This is a genomic window from Alicyclobacillus vulcanalis, from assembly GCF_900156755.1.
GTDB classification, from domain to species: Bacteria; Bacillota; Bacilli; order Alicyclobacillales; family Alicyclobacillaceae; genus Alicyclobacillus; species Alicyclobacillus vulcanalis.
Genome location: NZ_FTOO01000008.1, coordinates 123,544 through 140,047 on the forward strand (window position 1 = coordinate 123,544; position 16,504 = coordinate 140,047).

Below are 16,504 nucleotides of genomic sequence, written 5' to 3' on the forward strand. Positions count from 1 at the left end.
CAGGAGGTTGTGAACGATGCATGTTGTGGTCCTCATGAAGCAGACGTTCGACACAGAAGAGCGCATCCGGCTCGTGGATGGCAAAATCGCAGAGGACGGCGTCAAGTGGATTATCAACCCCTATGACGAGTATGCTGTCGAAGAAGCCATTCAGTTGAAAGAGAAGCAGGATGCAACGGTCACAGTCATGACGGTGGGCAGCGAGAATTCCACGCAGGCGCTGCGCACGGCGCTCGCGATGGGCGCGGATGAAGCCGTGCTGATCGAAGCGCCCGAGCTCACCGACGAGCGCGCCATTGCGAAAGCCATTGTCGCGTATCTGAAGGACAAGTCGTTTGATGTCCTGCTCGCAGGCAACTTCTCCGTCGACAACGGAGCAGGCCAAGTGGCGATTCGCGTTGCGCATCAGCTCGACCTCCCCCACATCGCGGCGGTCACGCAACTGACCATTGAGGGCAACCAGGCGACCGGCGTGCGCGAAATCGACGGCGACATGCAGACCGTGACGGCGACGCTGCCGGCCCTGTTCACCGCGCAGCAAGGCTTAAACGAGCCGCGGTACCCGTCGCTTCCCAATATTATGAAGGCGAAGAAGAAACCGCTTACCACACTCACCCTGTCGGACCTCGGCTTGAGCGACGAGGACGCCGCCGCGAGGGTGGAGCGCGTGGAAGTGACGCTGCCGCCGAAGCGCCAGGCGGGTCAAAAGATCACCGGCACGGCGGATGAGCAGGCAGAACAGCTGGCTGACATTCTTGTGAAAGCCCTTCGCTGAACCGACGACGAATGGATACGAACAGGAGGTCGTGATCGATGCCAAAGAAGGTTTTGGTGATTGCAGAACAGCGGGACGGAAAGCTTCGTCAGGTCGCGCTCGAGGCGCTTGGCGCCGCGCGGCAAATTGCGGACGGAGGATCGATTGTCACGGTCGTGATCGGAAGTCAGGTCCAAGAAGCGGCGAACGAGCTTGCCCAGCACCCACACGACAAGGTGATTGCCATCGAGGGCGAGTCGCTTGCAAACTACGATTCGGAGCACTTCTATCTTGCGGTTGCACCCGTGCTGGACGAGGTCAAACCCGACGTCGTCGTGCTCGGGCACACGGCGAGTGGGCGCGACCTGGCACCAAAGTTGGCCGCTGCGCTCGACGCGCCGCAAATTTCGGATATCGTTAGCCTTGACGTACAGGGCAGCGACGTGCTGTTCAAACGGCCGATTTACGCGGGTAAAGCGTTCGAAACGAAGCGCGTTCTCGCCACACCCTACGTCGTGACCGTGCGGCCTAACAACCTGGCGGCGGATGCGGAACAGGGCGGTTCTGTCGAGATCGACGTCCGCCGATTCGACGAACCCGCCGACGTCAAGACCCGCGTCGTCCACGTGGAGAAGAAGGCCAGCACCGGCCGAGACCTCACGGAAGCGCGTGTTGTGGTGTCGGGCGGCCGCGGTGTCAAAAGCGCGGAAGGCTTCAAACCTCTGTATGAGCTCGCAGACGTGCTCGATGCCGCGGTCGGCGCCTCCCGGGCTGCATGCGACGCGGGCTACTGCGATTACAGCCTGCAGGTCGGCCAGACGGGCAAGGTGGTCACGCCGGACGTCTACATCGCGTGCGGCATTAGCGGAGCGATTCAGCACCTGGCCGGCATGAGCCAGTCGAAGCTCATCATCGCCATCAACAAGGACGCTGAGGCGCCTATCTTCGAAATCGCGGACTACGGCGTCGTCGGAGACTTGTTTGAAATTGTGCCGAAGCTGACGGAGAAGCTTCGGGAAAAGATGGCGGCTGCAAGAGCCTGACATTCGCTTGTAAAGAAAGGCGGGCACCTTCGTGCGCTAGCCCTGGCGCACAAAGGTGCCCGCCTTATAATCACTGTCGAGAAAGATGCCGTCCATCGCGTCCGCATCGTAGTTCACATGCACGCCGGCAATTTCCACGTTGTGGTCCCCGCCGATATCCCCCGACGCCTTGTTGGACTTCTGGTGCTGGTCCCACCCGGTCATCTGCGCGTCACCGACAAATACGCCCGCGTTTTGCTGCATGGAGTTCACGGCAAGGCCCTGGAAGTGAATGTGCGTGTCCGTGGGCGCCTGCTGACGAGTCTGCAGCACATGCGTGTCTCGATCGTCCACGGGCATGTCGATCCCGTCAGGGTCGTAGAGAAGGACGCGATTCTGAGAGACGAACGACTGTGAACCGATGTCGCCGAAGCCCACGTTTGACTTCTCATGTGAGCTGAGGCCGTAGACGACATTGCATCCCCCGACGATCACGGCGGAAGAGCGCTCGACGGATCCGACGTGGAGCTGAATCGGCCAGAGTCGCAAGGCGGGCCCCACCTCCATCAGCTTTCTTCGGGGGCAAAGTCAATGGCCACGGTGTTGCCAGGTGTCTCGCGCGCCAAGTCCTTCTGCATATACACGATGAGCAGCCCGCTGCGATACACCGCTTTGACGCCATCCGGATTCACGCGCTCCGGCAGCTCGACTTCCCGATCAAACGGTCCCCGGAAAAGTTCGGACGAAAGCACGTGATCGTGCGCAGTAGCCAGGTACGAGGAGAGCTGGCCCCGGACGCGCAACATTCGCGGCCGCACGGAAAGCGACACATCCCCTTGCGACTTGAGCCCTGGCAGCGCGATCACGGCTACGATTTCCGTGCTTCGGTTGTAGAGGTCAATGGGCGGAAACGGCGCGGAATGAGGCTCGTCTTGGAAAAACGGCATCCCTTGAAAGTTCGGCATAGGCATATTTTTGAAAAAGTCGGGACCCAGCCATTTTCGCATATCGCCGAGTTCTTGGAGTTGATTGAGGAAATCGAAGGGATGATTGGATTTTTGATTCATTCTTTAGCCTCCAACGCGGATCACCGCGCCGGTTTGGCTCGCGCGAAGCGCTCTCGCCAAAGGGAAGCGCCATCCTCGCGAGCGGAGGAGCCAGCAGTTGGTGACCACTGATTGTTGGCGACGACCGAACGACTGCCGTAGACGTTGCCGAACCCCTGCTGGATGTGCGCTTGATGACGGAAATCAGAAGCCCAGGTGTTTCCTAAACTCATGACGGAAGCGCCCGACACACGCTGAACATGGATCTGACCGATGATGAACGTGGGCGACAAAACGCGTACGAGCGGCTGAAGATCCGACACTAATGACCGTCCGGCGTCCTCCGGTCCTCGCTCCACGATATGCGGTACCCCCTCGACGTCGCCTCAAGTTCCGAACCCTCAGCCGCAGGGCGGGCCCCTGCGTTCGATGCCATCTGAATGTGATTGCCAAGTGTCAACGTACCGCTCAATTCGTTGACATCCAGCCGATCCAATCGAAACACGAGCTCCTTGAGGTCGACCTGGTCCACCTGCACCCGCTCGACGGCGATCTCGATTTTGCGTTCTTTGGAGGCGTCCAATTGCGCCTCCAGTAGCGTGAGAACGCGCACCAACTGCTCCAGGATCTCGGTTTGCTTTTTGCGGCGGCGAAGCGAGAACATGCGCCGAGCCTCCCAGCGGGACCCAAACCTCTGTTCACTTTTATGCGAGGGCTCGAGTCTTCATTCCGCGCCTCGACCATCGACACCATGTCGCCGTGGCGAGGCCCGGTCATCCGACCGGATTCTCAAAGTTCTGTTTCCGCAACCGCTTGTTCTCGTACAATCGCTCATCGGCGATGGTGTAGCAGTCATCGAACGTGTCCCCGTCCAATCCAAGTACGCTCCCGCCCACCGAAACCCCGCAAGCTCCGTTCAACCGACTGTCGATCTCGTTTTGCATGTCGAACAACCGCGGCCGCCAGTCCGGCGCGTCAGTCCAAGCGACCACAATGAATTCGTCGCCGCCGATGCGCCCCACGAGTTCATCAGGAGTGGTCTGATCCCGGAGCGTCTGCGCAACCAGGCGCAACACGCGGTCCCCAAAAGGGTGGCCGTACGTATCGTTGATCTGTTTGAAATGGTCGACATCCAAGATACCCAGGATGGCGTAACGGCGCGGGTCGCCGCGGAGCCGATCGAGCACGCGGGGCCACCTGCGCTCGATGCCCAGCCGATTCCACGCGCCTGTCAACAGATCTCGCTGGCTCGCATGTTCGGCAACGCGCAACGCCATAATCATGTCGAGCGCAAGCGAGATCTGGGCGGCGCAGGCCTCCATGAGGGCATGGCTTGTCTCCCACGTCAAGTGCATGACGGGGCGCGTGCGCGCCACGACCACGGCGCCGCGGATTTCTTCTCGCGAATACAGGGGCCACACGCCAAACTCCAACACGGACTGGGATTCGAGCCACGCACGGAGCGCTTCGTGCGGCACGTCTTCAACCAACATCCAGCGCTCGAGAGGCACGCCCAGCGTCAGGTCTTCTTTCACGAGGGCCTCAATCGGAGCCATTTCGGCGCAATCGGCAAACGCGCCGAACACATGGTAGAGGGCCGGTGCCTGCGGTTCGGCACCCGTCTCGATGCCTCGTTTTCGATAGATGAAAAAGCCGCCGTCGATGGCTACGAGACGCGTCAAGGCGTCGGCGGCAAATTCAAACAGCTCCAACCCGCGCCTCGCACGTCCCCATGTCCGAGTGTGCTGAAATAAGGCGCTCAGCGAACCTGCATCCATCCCTATCGTCACCCTGCGGTTCAAAATGTCACGCCGCGGTCAACCCGTTCATGATTCCTCGCTGCCATTGTACGCTTTTGATGTCGATTCGGACAGGGCCTTTTCCCAAATAGACGCTCGATGTTCACCGTACAGCGTCCAATCTCGCCCGGCGCGATAAAAAGCGAGTGTTGGGTACCCTAGCGGGGCGTATCGATCCCCTGCATCAGGATTCAAGATAAAGACCTCTTGGAACGGCGCCAAGTGAAGAACTTGAGACTCCTCGCGCGCGATGCGCGCCGCGGTCTGCAGTGTCGTGCCCGGAGGATAGCCGACGTTCACAAGAATGGGCTTTTGCTTCAGGCGTGATTCAATCGACGTGAGAAGCTGCAGTGTGCGCTGGCAGTGAGGGCACCAGTACGCTGCGAACAGGAGCGGCGCATCCCGAACGGAGAGCACCTCCTGTCGGCCACTCGCTGTGACCACGGTCACGTCGTCGTAGACACCCGTGGGAGCCGCTTTCGGGTCCCACCGGGGATCCTGCCCCTCGTTCATGGCACCTGTGAGGTTCTGAAACACGAGGGGGTGCGGCGCGTGCCTTCCAGACGCAGCGGTCGCTTGTGACAACGAGTTTGCAGGCGTGCCACACCCCACCGCCAACCAAGACATGCAAACGGCCATGAGCACGCTCCAAGACCTGCGCATAGGCACCCTCCCTCGTCACATCATCCTCCGTTACCGTAGCGCAGTCTGGGCAGCCAAGCAATGGCGCGGAGAAGAAGTTCATCGTCTTTTGAAAAGCCCCGTCATGAGGTCGACGCGCCGCTCGATCCGACCAGGCTGGCCTCAAGCGCCCGAGCGTATTGCGTGAGGCGAACCGTCATCTCAAACCGCAGGAAGGGCGTCACGAGATACAGCCCCGGGAACAGTCGCACGGCGGTCTCCACGAGCTCCCGCGCAATGGCCTCCCCCACCGCGAGCGCCTCATCCGGCGCTGCCTCCTGCATCCGGCGCAGCGCTTCCTCCGACAGGCGGATGCCTGGCACCTGATAGTGCAGAAATTCCGCATTCCGCGCACTCGTCAGTGGCATGATACCGATGAAGACGGGGACACCCAGGTCCCGGGTCGCGTCCGCGATGGCCTCCATCAGCTCCGGATCGAACACGGGCTGCGTCATGACAAAGTCCGCACCCGCCTCCACCTTTCTGCGCAACCGGTCCACGGCCTTCGCGAAATTGTGCACGTGCGGATTGAACGCTGTCCCGATGACAAATCGCGACGGATGCTTCAGCGGTTGACCCGAAAAGCCTACGCCCTCGTTCAAACGCCTCACCATTTTTGTGAGGTCCATCGACGAGACGTCGTACACGCTCGTGGCACCTGGCAGCTCGCCGTAGCGGGACGGATCGCCCGTGACCAACAGCACGTTGCGAATGCCCAACACGGCGAGTCCCATCAGATGGGACTGCTGGCCAATCAGGTTTCGATCCCGACATGTCACGTGCACAAGGGGTTCAATCTGCTGCTGTTTCAACAGGCTTGCAAGCGCCATGTTGGACACGCGCACCGATCCCAGCGAATTGTCCGCCATCGTGACGAGATCGGCACCGGCAGCGGCGAGCGCTTCCGCACCTTGCAAAAAGCGCGCGATGGAAAGATGCTTCGGCGGATCCAGCTCGACGACAATGGCCTTCTTTTCTCGCGCGATGTCGACCACACTTGGGCCGTCGTGCGCCCCGTCCACAGAGCGCGTCACGCGCGTCCGCTCAGCGCTGTCACGGGCGCCCGCAGGGATCAGAACACCCGTCCGACCCCCATCCGCGCGCAAGAGCGCTTCACGAAGCGCCCGAATGTATTCCGGCGTCGTCCCACAACAGCCGCCGAGCCAACGTACCCCCATCTGCGCGATGCGCAACATCAGGCGCGAAAAGTCCTGTGTGTCGCCCGTATACGCGATCTCGTCCCTTTCGGAGCGCTGCAAAATGCCCGCATTGGGCACGGCCGCGTAGGGTCCCCCCTGTTCCAGCCCAGCCTGTTCATACGATCGCAAAATCCCGTATGGGCCTAACCGGCAGTTCAGGCCGACGACGTCTGCGCCCGCCTCGCGAACCCTGCGGAAAGCGTCTTGCAGCGGAACGCCATCGCGAGTCACGCCAATTTCCTCAGGGGAAAGGTTGACCACGAGCGGCAAGTCGCCGACGATCGGGCGCACCGCTGCAATGGCGACCAGCGCCTCTTCGAGATCGGGGAAGGTTTCCAAAATGAGACCGTCGACGCCAGCGCCCACAAGCGCCTCGGCCTGTTCCCGGTACACGCTGGCGAGCACCGCTCGTTCCTCGTCTTGCAACAGCGCACCGTACCGGTATCCCCCCATGGCCGGGCCCATGGTCCCGTAGACACTTGCCTCGTCGCGCGCTGCGGAGCGGGCGATCTCGACGCCCCGCCGGTTCAAATCGCCCACGTGGACCGTCAGACCGTGCCGCTCGAGCGCCATCCGGTTGGCCATGAAGGTGTTCGTCTGCACGACCGTGCAACCGGCTTCCACGTACTGGCGGTGCACACGAGCGACGAGATCGGGCGCAGTCAGGTTGAGCTGTTCGACAGGCGTGCCGATGGGAACCCCCAGTTGGTGAACATACGTGGACATCGCGCCGTCAAATAGGACACACGCGCCCAGCGGCCCCTCGATGTCCCGCGGAGGGCGGTCCCATCGGCGCCACACGGCATCGGTCATGGTCGTCTTCCTCTCATTCTCGGCATGAGCGTACAAGGTTTGCGAGATTTTTGACATTGTAACACAAAGGCGCGCTGGGTCGGCAAGCGGACGAAAAAAGGCGATCCGCCAGAGCGGATCGCCCAGGGTGTGGGATGTTCTCAGCCGTTCGACTGCCTCTTGCCATGAGGCACATTCGCACGGTGATACGCCTTCCAGGGAACCACCGCATCCAATCGCGAGCTCAACATTTGATTGCGCCGCTCGACATACGCCTCCACGTCGTGATTGTGGTTGAGCGCCGCCACGAACGTGAAGTCGTCGTTGTGATGTTGCGTGTGTTCTCCTGACATCTCGCCCACCCCCGGCTTAGCATGGCCTGAGCTCACGCGCCTCATGCGATTACCAATTCGTTCCGGATGCGTCGAGCTGCTCTTGAATCCAGGTCCGCACGCCTTCCAGCGGAATGCGCACCTGCTCCATCGAGTCGCGCATCCTGATCGTGACTTGGTGGTCCGACTCGGACTCGAAGTCATACGTGACGCAGAAGGGCGTGCCGATCTCGTCCTGCCGGCGGTATCTCTTCCCGATCGAACCCGTTTCATCGTAATCCACGCTGAAGTGCTTCATGAGATCCAGGTACAAGCGATGCGCCGGCTCGTTCAACTTCTTGGAGAGCGGCAGCACCGCCAGTTGATAAGGCGCGAGCTTCGGATGGAGACGCAGGACGACCCGGGTGTCCCCCTCGGCGACGGTCTCTTCGTCATACGCGTCTGCGAACACCGCAAGAAAGAGGCGATCGGCGCCGATGGACGGCTCGATGCAATACGGGATGAACGGTTCGCGGCCCTCCTCCTGCACCATCATGTTTTCCCCAGAGTGCTCTTGGTGCGCCTTCAGGTCATAGTCCGTCCGGTTGGCGACGCCGAGGAGCTCCCCCCAGCCGAACGGAAAACGATACTCGATATCCGTGGTCGCCTTGCTGTAGTGAGACAGTTGCTCTTTGGCGTGATCGCGAAATCTGAGGTTTTCCGCTTTAAGGCCCAGTGACCGAAGCCAGTCCATGCAAGTCTGCCGCCAATAGGCAAACCACTCTTCATCTTCACCGGGAGCGCAGAAGAACTCAAGCTCCATCTGTTCAAATTCGCGCGTACGGAAGATGAAGTTGCCGGGCGTGATCTCGTTCCGAAAACTTTTCCCGAATTGACCGATGCCGAACGGCAACTTCTTGCGCATCGTTCGCTGAACGTTTTTGAAGTTTACAAAAATACCCTGAGCGGTCTCCGGGCGGAGGTAGACCTCATTCGCGGCGTCCTCCGTCACGCCCTGAAACGTGCGAAACATCATGTTAAACTGCCTGATGTTTGTAAAGTCGCGCGCACCGCAGTTCGGGCAGGCGACTTGGAGTTCTTGCATCCACCGCTCCATTTCAGAAAACGGCAGACCGTCCACCACCAGAGACTTTCCCTGCGCTTCCGCCGCTTCTTCAATCAGTTTGTCCGCGCGAAATCGCGCTTTGCACTGGCGGCAATCGACCATCGGGTCGTGGAAGTTGGCCACGTGTCCCGAGGCGACCCACACCTGTTTGTTCATCAAGATGGCCGAATCGAGGCCGACGTTCAACGGGCTCTGTTCGATAAAGAACCGCCACCAGGCGGCTTTCAAACGATGCTTGACCTGCGCGCCAAGTGGCCCATAATCCCACGTGTTGGCCAACCCACCGTAAATCTCGGAGCCTGGAAAAATAAAACCTCGCCGCTTTGCTAACGATACCAACGTGTCCATCGTCACCTGCATCGACTGTTCCTCCTGCTCGTCCTCAATACGGCTATGATAGCCGAGCCCGCGGAGTTGGCGCAACAAAACCGGTCGCGCGAACCATCCAACCGCACGGCACAACGCGCTCGCCCGGCCTACATGAAGCATAGAGTGATGAAGTACAATGGGGATGCGCTGCAATCACGTTTGCCAGCGGTTCATTGCCCGCTCATTGGCTCACCTGCATCGAGGTCAAATTTGCGCATCTCGTCGCGCTGTGCTGCAACTGCCATGGAGTTTCCGCACTGACATCGAAATTCAAGGAGCGACGAAAGAGGCCTTCCTCCAACCGTGTTCCCATGGCAAGCCCGGACCTCGAAGGTCGGCCTGCTCGACTTCGCAGGCTGGTTGGCAAGAATGCAAATACAAAGCGCCGGAGCCTCCCGCTGTGGGAATCCGGGCCGAATTTTGTTGCGGTCCGACCGCGCCTCGCGTTAGGCCCGCTTAGGTTGCGATGGACCGCAGCATGGGGGAATGTCCGTGAAGACCAAGCAACGCGTCAAGATGGTGTTTCTCGATATTGATGGAACGCTATTCGTGAACGGCCACATCGTGCCCAAAAGCGCGGCGGCCGTCGCCAAACTGGTGCAAAATCAAATCCCCGTCGCGGTCTGCACGGGCCGCAGTGTCATCCACGCAAAACACGTCCAGGACGCGCTCGGGATTCCGTACGGGATTTATTTTAACGGTGGCCTCGTCAAAGCTGGAGACCGCGAGATCTTCTCCCTGCCCTTTTCGCGCGAGGTCGTTCGGGGAATTCTGACCGCGGCGGAGCGCCGCGGAATTCAGACCATCATTCACACGCATGATCACGCCTTCACACTTCAACCGATCCCGGCAGAATATCTTCCGGTCTTGGCGTCGTACGACTTCCCTCCCATCACCTGTGAACCAGGCATGGCAGGGCGTCTGGACCAAATCGGGGTGTTCCAACTGAACGCCTTCATGACGGCCGAGTGGGACGACGTCTTTGAACGAGAGTTTCCCGAGTGCTACGTATACCGCTGGCACGAGCGCGCGGTGGACTTTCAACGCCGCAAGTCAGACAAATCCATTGGCGCGATGAAACTCCTGGCGCACTTGGGAATCGCCCCCGAGGATGCGGTGCACATCGGTGACGGCGGCAACGACATCGGGATGTTCCGAACCATGGGGTATTCGGTCGCCATGGGCAATGCGAGCGACGAGGTGAAGCGGGCCGCGAAGTGGGTCACCTCGCGCGCGGACGAGGGCGGCGTCGCGGACGCCTTGGCGCACCTCGGGCTGATTTAGACATCGCACGAACATCTGTTTGCATCCTTGGCCCCGACGTGCTAGAATGCCACTGAAGGGAGTGGGGATGGTGAGCGGTCTCACGGCTCGGCAACGCGCAATTCTCGAGTTCATCAAAAAAAATATCCGTGAAAAGGGATATCCTCCTTCTGTACGGGAAATCGGCGAGGCGGTCGGTTTGGCGTCGAGTTCGACCGTTCACGGCCATCTCGAACGCCTTCAGCAAAAGGGATATCTTCGCCGAGATCCGACGAAGCCGAGAGCGCTGGAACTCTTGGTCAATGACGAAGAGCCGGGAGACGTCGTGCTCGCCCCTATCGTGGGTCGAGTGACCGCTGGGCTCCCCATCGCGGCGCTGGAAGACATCGAAGGATATCTTCCCGTTCCGAACGACGTCGCCAAAGGTGACGAGGTATTCGCGCTGCGGGTGGTCGGCGACAGCATGGTGAACGCAGGCATTTTGGACGGAGATCTCGCCATCGTGCGGCGACAGACGTCTGCCGACAACGGCGATATTGTCGTGGCGATGACAGAAGAGGACGAAGCAACGGTCAAGCGCTTCTACCGAGAGGATGGGCGCGTGCGCTTGCAACCTGAGAACGACGCCATGGCGCCGCTCTACTTCCCCAAGGTGACCATCCTCGGAAAAGTGATTGGGATTTTTCGTCATATTCGATAGACAAAAACATGCGGCGCAAGCGTCCGTCGCTTCGCCGCATCTCAGAGCACCTCATCAAGACCAGGCTATTCCACGCGTAAACACGTCAAAAGGATTACGGGTTGCGTTCTGAACGGAGCCAATCGCGTTGGATGTTCTCCATCGTCTTTTTGCTGGTCTCCGGCACGACGCGTTGCATGAAGACCGCCATAGCAATACAGAACAAGGCGAAAATCCAAAACGTCCACGTCCCCCCGATGGCCTGCAACAGGATGGGGAAAAACTGCGCAACGAGGTACGTGGCAAACCATAGCGCGAAAGATGCAATGGCCATGGCGCGACCCCGAATGGCGGTTGGGTAAATTTCCGACAAGACAATCCATACGCCCCCGCCCCAAGAAAGCTCATAGGCAATGGTGTGCGCAAAGACGAGCGCCAGCACGAGCCACGTGATCATATGAGGCATGGAGAACGCGATACCAAGGATCACGAGAAAGAGCGCCATGAACCCACCGTTCCACACCAGCAACCGCTTTCTCCCGACGCGATCGACGATGACCATGAGCACAATGACGAAGGCAACCTTTATGGCGCCTATCCACACCGTGTCGTAGAAGGAGGCATTCGTGCCGGCCCCAGCGGCCTTAAAAATCATAGGCGCGTAATACCCTACCGCGTTGGTACCCGTGAACTGCTGGAAGATGGCAAGGACAATGCCGATGCCGAGCGCTTTGCGTATACCTGGACGCGCCAATTCCTGCATAAGAGAATCCGGTAGGATCTTGAGCGATTCACGGATCTCCTCCGCATCCGCGCGAGCTCGGTCTGGACCGCTCACGCGATTCAAAATCGCAAGCGCCTCGCTTTCGCGTCCGCGTTTCATCAGATACCTTGGGCTTTCTGGTACAAAAAACAACAGCACAAAGAAGATGACGGCCGGTATCACGCCCATCGCAAACATCCAGCGCCACCCTGTCGTTTGGTTCCAGGCGGTGGTGTGCGAACTGACAATCGCCGCATTCACGAAGTACACAATGAAGATACCGGACACGATGGCCAACTGGTTGGATCCGACCAACCGCCCCCGAATCTGCGGCGGCGCCACCTCGGCAATGTAGAGCGGCGACAAGAGCGACGCGAGTCCGATGCCGACGCCGCCGATGAAGCGCCCGAGCACCAAGATGCCGACGCTCGGTGCAAAGGCGGAGATGAGGCTGGACGCAATGAAGATGAGGCCAGCCACCGACAGCGCTTTCTTGCGGCCGAATGCGTCGCCCAGAAAACCGGCGATGAGCACGCCGAGCATGGCGCCGAGATCAATGCTGCTCGACACAAGCCCGGTCGTGGCCGCGCTCATGTGGAACTCCGTCTTCAGAAACTCATTGGCTCCGGCAATGACGCCTGTGTCGTAGCCAAACAAGAGTCCGCCGAGTGATGCAATCACCACGACCGCCACGACATAGCCAAGGTTCGGGCGGTACGCAGCCTGCCCAGCTTCCGTTTGGACCAAATCTACGTCACCTCCTGAGTGAATGACGAGGACGATGGCTCGTGCAAAGGTGCGCGTTGGCTCACAGCGGCTTGCCGCATAGGGCGGCAACGCCTGCCCTCACCTCCCTCCCGGTCCACATTCGTCACAGACTGGCGACCGCGTGTACGGGCCCTTCTTGCTGGGCGCGTTCCACAAATCGAATCCACCCGTCGAGCACACCCGGAACCTGGGTCAAATCGATGGACCACAATTCCGCATCCGACAAAATGGCCCTCGCAGAGGCGCCCACATCTTCCTGCCAATGCGCGCGCAGGCGGTCTGCCGCCGGATCCGGCCCTGCTGCGTCTTCCAGACCCGGCCGGTACGCGAGGCATACGGCAGCCACAGCGGCCGTCAGGCGGCGAGCGTCTCCCGCGTTTGTCACCGCATCGAGAAGGGTCGGGATCAATCGGATCCTGGCCTTCGAAATCGCGTTGGTCGCGATCGAGCGAAGTTGGTGTTCCAAGAAGGGGTTTTGAAACCGCTCGAGCACATCGCGCGCAAACGTCCGCAGCATTTCCGGCTGGCGCACGCGCTGGATCGTGGCGGGCACAATCTCGCTGGAGACGAGATCGCGGACGAACAAAGACAAGACGGGATGGCGCATGACCTCGAATACGGTCGAAAGCCCCGCCATGAGGCCGAGGTTTGCGAGGGCCGTGTGCGTGCCGTTCAGCGCGCGAAGCTTCTGCAACCGGAAGTCGCGAATGTCGTCGGCGTAATGCACGGGCAGCCCGGCTTCCGAGAATGGCCACAAGTCGCGAATCCGCTCGCTGCCCCGGATGGCAAACAGGCAGTACGGCTCGACCGTCACCGCGAGTTCGTCTTCGTACGGCAGCGCGGGACGCCCCGTGTACGGTGTCACGATGCGGTCCACCAAGGTATCGCAAAACTCCACGCGCGCTTCCAGCCAGCGCTCAAAATCCGCGCCGAGCGCCCAGTCGCTCGCGTGGCGGCGCACCACGGCACTCAGCTCGCGCCCGTTGTCGTCGATCAACTCGCAGGGCACGACGATGAGCCGACTCGCCTCCTGCCACCCGAGCGCCTCGTATCGGCGGTGGAGATACTGGGTGAGCTTGGCCGGAAACGTGGCCGGCGGCGCATCGCCCGTGGGCGGCGGACTGGGCTCATAGCGAAGGCCCAGTTCTGTCGTGTTGGACACGACGATCTCGACCTGCGGATCGCGCGCCAAGTCGAGCACTTGTGCCCATTCGTGCGTCGACTCCAACGCGCGGCCGATCGACATGACCACCTCCGCCCGTTCCACTGGCGCTCCCTTATCGAGTCCGCGCGTGACGACGGTGAAGAGCCCGTCCTGCACTTGAAAGTCGTGGATATGATGTGCCCCACTTGGGCGCGGATTCACCACGGCGATCCGCCCGTGAAAACGGCCGGACTGATTCAGACGGTGAACCAGCCAGTCGAGGAATCCCCGGAGGAAGATGCCCTCTCCAATTTGAACAACCCGTATCGGCATGGCCTGATTACGCTCGAAGGCCGCGCGCGCATCGGCATCCAGTGCAGCTGCACACAGTCGCATCGTTTGGTCTCCCTGCCTTGAGCTTCTGAGATTACGTCCACGACCGCTCGCGGATCCAAGCGTGCGCCGGATCGTCGTGCGGGATCATCACGCGGTCCACGGGGCCGGCCATGAGCCACAGGTAATACAACTGATAGCCTCCGGCGGCACACACAGGATGGTAACCACGCGGGATCATGAAGGCGTCGCCGTGTTTGACGCGGTACGTTTCGTCGATCGCGCCATCGGACGTGTAGATGGACTGCAGACCAAATCCCGAAGTTGGATCGAGTTGATAGAAGTAGATTTCCTCCATGAGCGCCTCTACGCCCGGCAGATACTCGTCGTGTTTATGGGGCGGGTAGCTCGACCAGTTGCCGGGAGGATTGAACGTTTCACCCACGATGATCCGGTGCACGCGGCCCTCCGCCTGCTGAACGACGATGTCGTGCACCTTGCGCTCAAAGTTGGCTTGGCCCACGGTTTTCACCTGGACCTCGTCGGGCGTGACGACAAAGGGCTCGTGATGTTCTTCAGCTTTTGCCTGGCACACGGCGACCTCGAGAAGATCCGCGCCTGCGTTTTCCACCCGAAACGCCTCGTTTACAGGCACATACACAGCCGTGGCTGGCGACGCAAACACGTTTTTCCGCTCGTACGGCCCAAAGACCTGCGACCCCACGGACACGCGCATCGCGCCCGACAGGAGGACGAGCACCACTTCCCGGTCCGGTACGCGCGCTTCATGCACCTCGCCCGCGGCGAGCCGCAAGTGCCCGAGCGAAATCCACTTCAAACCGGCCGCGTTGTCCGTCGGCACCAATTCGCGGTAGCCGTTGTGAGATTGACCTCGCACCAAATACATCGATTCCTCGACCTCCGCTTCACTCAGAGCGTGACGCCATCCTTGAAGATGGCAATCTCGCGATATCCATTCACTTCGTGTTTGGCGAGCTCCTCACCCGATGCCACGCGAATGACCTGCTGGAACAGATCGTCAGCCAGGGCCTCCATCGACTCGCCCAACAGGATGCGCCCCGCATCGAAGTCGATCCAGCTCGGCTTCGCAGCCGCCAGCGGGTGGTTGCTCGCAATCTTGAGGGTTGGCACAGGGCCGCCAAAAGGCGTACCTCGCCCCGTGGTGAACAAAATGACGTGTGCCCCACTTGCAGCCAGCGCGCTGACGGAAACCATGTCATTCCCTGGCGCAGAGACGAGATTGAGCCCGGGTTTCACGGCCGGCTCGCCGTATGAAAGCACGTCGACCACCTGAGAAACGCGGCCGCCCTTCTGGACCGCGCCGAGGGACTTTTCCTCCAGCGTCGTGATTCCGCCCGCCTTGTTCCCGGGCGACGGATTCTCGTACACGGGCTGCCCATGCCTTGTGTAGTAGTCCTTCCACGATTGAATGAGATCGACGATCTTCGCGAACGTCTCTGCGCTGTCGGCCCGGTCCATCAGCACGGTCTCCGCGCCGAACATCTCGGGCACCTCACTCAGGAGCGCCGTGCCGCCGCGCGCCACGACGCGGTCCGCCACCTGTCCCACGAGCGGATTCGCCGTCACACCCGACAGGCCATCGGAGCCGCCGCACTTCAGCCCGAGTTTTAAGCGCGCGATGGGCACGGGTTGGCGCGCGAACGTGCGCGCTCGTTCGACGAGGCCTTCCAACAGCTTCATGCCTTCGGCGAACTCGTCCGTCGTCCGCTGCAACTCGAGAAAAGCCACGCGCTCCGCGACGGCGGGATCCAGGCGGTCGCGCAACACGTCGATCCGGTTGTTCTCGCAACCCAGTCCGACGACGAGAACACCGGCAGCGTTGGGGTGGCGAATGAGGCCAGCGAGCAAAGCTTGGGTGTAGCCCAAGTCATCGCCCAACTGTGAACAGCCATACGGATGCGGGAAATGATAGATCCCGTCGATCCCGTCGCCGCGCCAACGCGCATTCGCCAAATCCGCCAGCCGCTCCGCGACCTTATTCACGCATCCCACCGTATTTAAGACCCAGATTTCGTTGCGCACCCCCACCTGTCCATCGGGCCGAACGAAGCCCCTAAAGGTCAGACCGTCGTCGAGCACCGGTCGGGCCGAGAGCTTCGGCCGGTAGACGTAGGAAGCGCTCTCCGTGAGCGCCGTGCGCAGGTTGTGCGTATGCACCCATTCACCGGGTTCAATATCGCGGGTTGCAATTCCGATGGGGAATCCATACTTGTGAACGGGCTGTCCTTCCCGCACGTGGCGAACGGCCAATTTGTGCCCCAAGGCAATCGATGCTCGGGCCGTGACCGGGCCGAGTGGCGTCGCGACACACTCCCCTTCCTGAAGTGGCTCAAGCGCCACGACCACGTCGTCCACGTCCGACAGATGCAGCACCTTTTGACCCACGCCGTATCGCCTCCTTTCGCTCCAGGTC

Annotated in this window: 16 protein-coding genes; 4 read left to right on the top strand and 12 right to left on the bottom strand. The window is 60.7% G+C overall.

Translation table 11 applies throughout. From position 1 onward, the window contains the following. Nucleotides 1–16: 16 nt before the first annotated feature. A complete protein-coding gene (locus BW934_RS10290; RefSeq protein WP_076347786.1) occupies nucleotides 17–775 on the top strand; it encodes an electron transfer flavoprotein subunit beta/FixA family protein in 759 nt (252 codons plus the stop codon). Between the two features lie 38 nt (nucleotides 776–813). Continuing rightward, a complete protein-coding gene (locus BW934_RS10295) occupies nucleotides 814–1,797 on the top strand; it encodes an electron transfer flavoprotein subunit alpha/FixB family protein (protein WP_076347788.1) in 984 nt (327 codons plus the stop codon). A gap of 36 nt (nucleotides 1,798–1,833) precedes the next feature. Here the strand turns inward: BW934_RS10295 and BW934_RS10300 are convergent, their stop codons facing one another. The 8 genes from BW934_RS10300 to BW934_RS10340 all read right to left on the bottom strand — a co-directional run bounded on the left by BW934_RS10300 (nucleotide 1,834) and on the right by BW934_RS10340 (nucleotide 9,090). Next, a complete protein-coding gene (locus BW934_RS10300; RefSeq protein WP_076347790.1) occupies nucleotides 1,834–2,325 on the bottom strand; it encodes a hypothetical protein in 492 nt (163 codons plus the stop codon). 17 nt (nucleotides 2,326–2,342) lie between these two features. Further along, complete coding sequence (locus BW934_RS10305; RefSeq protein ID WP_076347792.1) at nucleotides 2,343–2,843, bottom strand: Hsp20/alpha crystallin family protein; 501 nt, start codon at nucleotides 2,841–2,843, stop codon at nucleotides 2,343–2,345. Nucleotides 2,844–3,144: 301 nt separating this feature from the next. Further along, nucleotides 3,145–3,486 carry a hypothetical protein gene (locus BW934_RS10315; RefSeq protein ID WP_076347795.1) on the bottom strand — a complete coding sequence of 114 codons (342 nt, stop codon included), beginning with the start codon at nucleotides 3,484–3,486 and terminating at the stop codon, nucleotides 3,145–3,147. Between the two features lie 109 nt (nucleotides 3,487–3,595). After that, nucleotides 3,596–4,534 (bottom strand): GGDEF domain-containing protein, encoded by a 939-nt coding sequence (locus BW934_RS10320; protein WP_234969724.1) that lies wholly within the window; start codon nucleotides 4,532–4,534, stop codon nucleotides 3,596–3,598. Between the two features lie 114 nt (nucleotides 4,535–4,648). Continuing rightward, the gene (locus BW934_RS10325) at nucleotides 4,649–5,284 is read right to left on the bottom strand and encodes a TlpA family protein disulfide reductase (protein ID WP_076347799.1); all 636 of its coding nucleotides are present in this window, start codon (nucleotides 5,282–5,284) and stop codon (nucleotides 4,649–4,651) included. Nucleotides 5,285–5,385: 101 nt separating this feature from the next. Next, a complete protein-coding gene (locus BW934_RS10330; protein ID WP_076347800.1) occupies nucleotides 5,386–7,314 on the bottom strand; it encodes a bifunctional homocysteine S-methyltransferase/methylenetetrahydrofolate reductase in 1,929 nt (642 codons plus the stop codon). 140 nt (nucleotides 7,315–7,454) lie between these two features. Then, the gene (locus BW934_RS10335) at nucleotides 7,455–7,646 is read right to left on the bottom strand and encodes a hypothetical protein (protein WP_076347802.1); all 192 of its coding nucleotides are present in this window, start codon (nucleotides 7,644–7,646) and stop codon (nucleotides 7,455–7,457) included. Nucleotides 7,647–7,695: 49 nt separating this feature from the next. Further along, nucleotides 7,696–9,090 carry a glycine--tRNA ligase gene (locus tag BW934_RS10340; RefSeq protein ID WP_076347804.1) on the bottom strand — a complete coding sequence of 465 codons (1,395 nt, stop codon included), beginning with the start codon at nucleotides 9,088–9,090 and terminating at the stop codon, nucleotides 7,696–7,698. 495 nt (nucleotides 9,091–9,585) lie between these two features. Between BW934_RS10340 and BW934_RS10345 the strand changes: the two genes are divergently transcribed. After that, nucleotides 9,586–10,383, top strand: coding sequence for a Cof-type HAD-IIB family hydrolase (locus BW934_RS10345; RefSeq protein WP_234969725.1), 798 nt, complete (start codon nucleotides 9,586–9,588; stop codon nucleotides 10,381–10,383). A 70-nt stretch (nucleotides 10,384–10,453) separates the two neighbouring features. Continuing rightward, nucleotides 10,454–11,062 carry a transcriptional repressor LexA gene (gene lexA / locus BW934_RS10350; RefSeq protein ID WP_076347872.1) on the top strand — a complete coding sequence of 203 codons (609 nt, stop codon included), beginning with the start codon at nucleotides 10,454–10,456 and terminating at the stop codon, nucleotides 11,060–11,062. Nucleotides 11,063–11,156: 94 nt separating this feature from the next. Here the strand turns inward: lexA and BW934_RS10355 are convergent, their stop codons facing one another. The 4 genes from BW934_RS10355 to BW934_RS10370 all read right to left on the bottom strand — a co-directional run bounded on the left by BW934_RS10355 (nucleotide 11,157) and on the right by BW934_RS10370 (nucleotide 16,476). Next, entirely contained in the window at nucleotides 11,157–12,551 is a 1,395-nt protein-coding gene (locus BW934_RS10355) for a sugar porter family MFS transporter (protein ID WP_076347808.1), read from the bottom strand. A 124-nt stretch (nucleotides 12,552–12,675) separates the two neighbouring features. After that, nucleotides 12,676–14,112, bottom strand: a complete 1,437-nt coding sequence (locus BW934_RS10360; RefSeq protein ID WP_076347810.1) for a tagaturonate reductase — start codon at nucleotides 14,110–14,112, stop codon at nucleotides 12,676–12,678. Between the two features lie 31 nt (nucleotides 14,113–14,143). Then, on the bottom strand, nucleotides 14,144–14,956 hold the full coding sequence (iolB, locus tag BW934_RS10365) for a 5-deoxy-glucuronate isomerase (protein ID WP_076347812.1): 813 nt from the start codon (nucleotides 14,954–14,956) through the stop codon (nucleotides 14,144–14,146). Nucleotides 14,957–14,979: 23 nt separating this feature from the next. Continuing rightward, nucleotides 14,980–16,476 (bottom strand): UxaA family hydrolase, encoded by a 1,497-nt coding sequence (locus tag BW934_RS10370; RefSeq protein WP_076347814.1) that lies wholly within the window; start codon nucleotides 16,474–16,476, stop codon nucleotides 14,980–14,982. Nucleotides 16,477–16,504: the final 28 nt, after the last annotated feature.

Excerpts from the sequence above, each read along its gene's own strand:
- BW934_RS10290 (WP_076347786.1), top strand. The coding sequence starts at position 17 with ATGCATGTTGTGGTCCTCATGAAGCAGACGTTCGACACAGAAGAGCGC.
- BW934_RS10295 (WP_076347788.1), top strand. The coding sequence starts at position 814 with ATGCCAAAGAAGGTTTTGGTGATTGCAGAACAGCGGGACGGAAAGCTT.
- BW934_RS10305 (WP_076347792.1), bottom strand. The coding sequence starts at position 2,843 with ATGAATCAAAAATCCAATCATCCCTTCGATTTCCTCAATCAACTCCAA.
- BW934_RS10315 (WP_076347795.1), bottom strand. The coding sequence starts at position 3,486 with ATGTTCTCGCTTCGCCGCCGCAAAAAGCAAACCGAGATCCTGGAGCAG.
- BW934_RS10325 (WP_076347799.1), bottom strand. The coding sequence starts at position 5,284 with ATGCGCAGGTCTTGGAGCGTGCTCATGGCCGTTTGCATGTCTTGGTTG.
- BW934_RS10330 (WP_076347800.1), bottom strand. The coding sequence starts at position 7,314 with ATGACCGATGCCGTGTGGCGCCGATGGGACCGCCCTCCGCGGGACATC.
- BW934_RS10335 (WP_076347802.1), bottom strand. The coding sequence starts at position 7,646 with ATGTCAGGAGAACACACGCAACATCACAACGACGACTTCACGTTCGTG.
- BW934_RS10340 (WP_076347804.1), bottom strand. The coding sequence starts at position 9,090 with ATGCAGGTGACGATGGACACGTTGGTATCGTTAGCAAAGCGGCGAGGT.
- BW934_RS10345 (WP_234969725.1), top strand. The coding sequence starts at position 9,586 with ATGTCCGTGAAGACCAAGCAACGCGTCAAGATGGTGTTTCTCGATATT.
- BW934_RS10360 (WP_076347810.1), bottom strand. The coding sequence starts at position 14,112 with ATGCGACTGTGTGCAGCTGCACTGGATGCCGATGCGCGCGCGGCCTTC.
- iolB (WP_076347812.1), bottom strand. The coding sequence starts at position 14,956 with ATGTATTTGGTGCGAGGTCAATCTCACAACGGCTACCGCGAATTGGTG.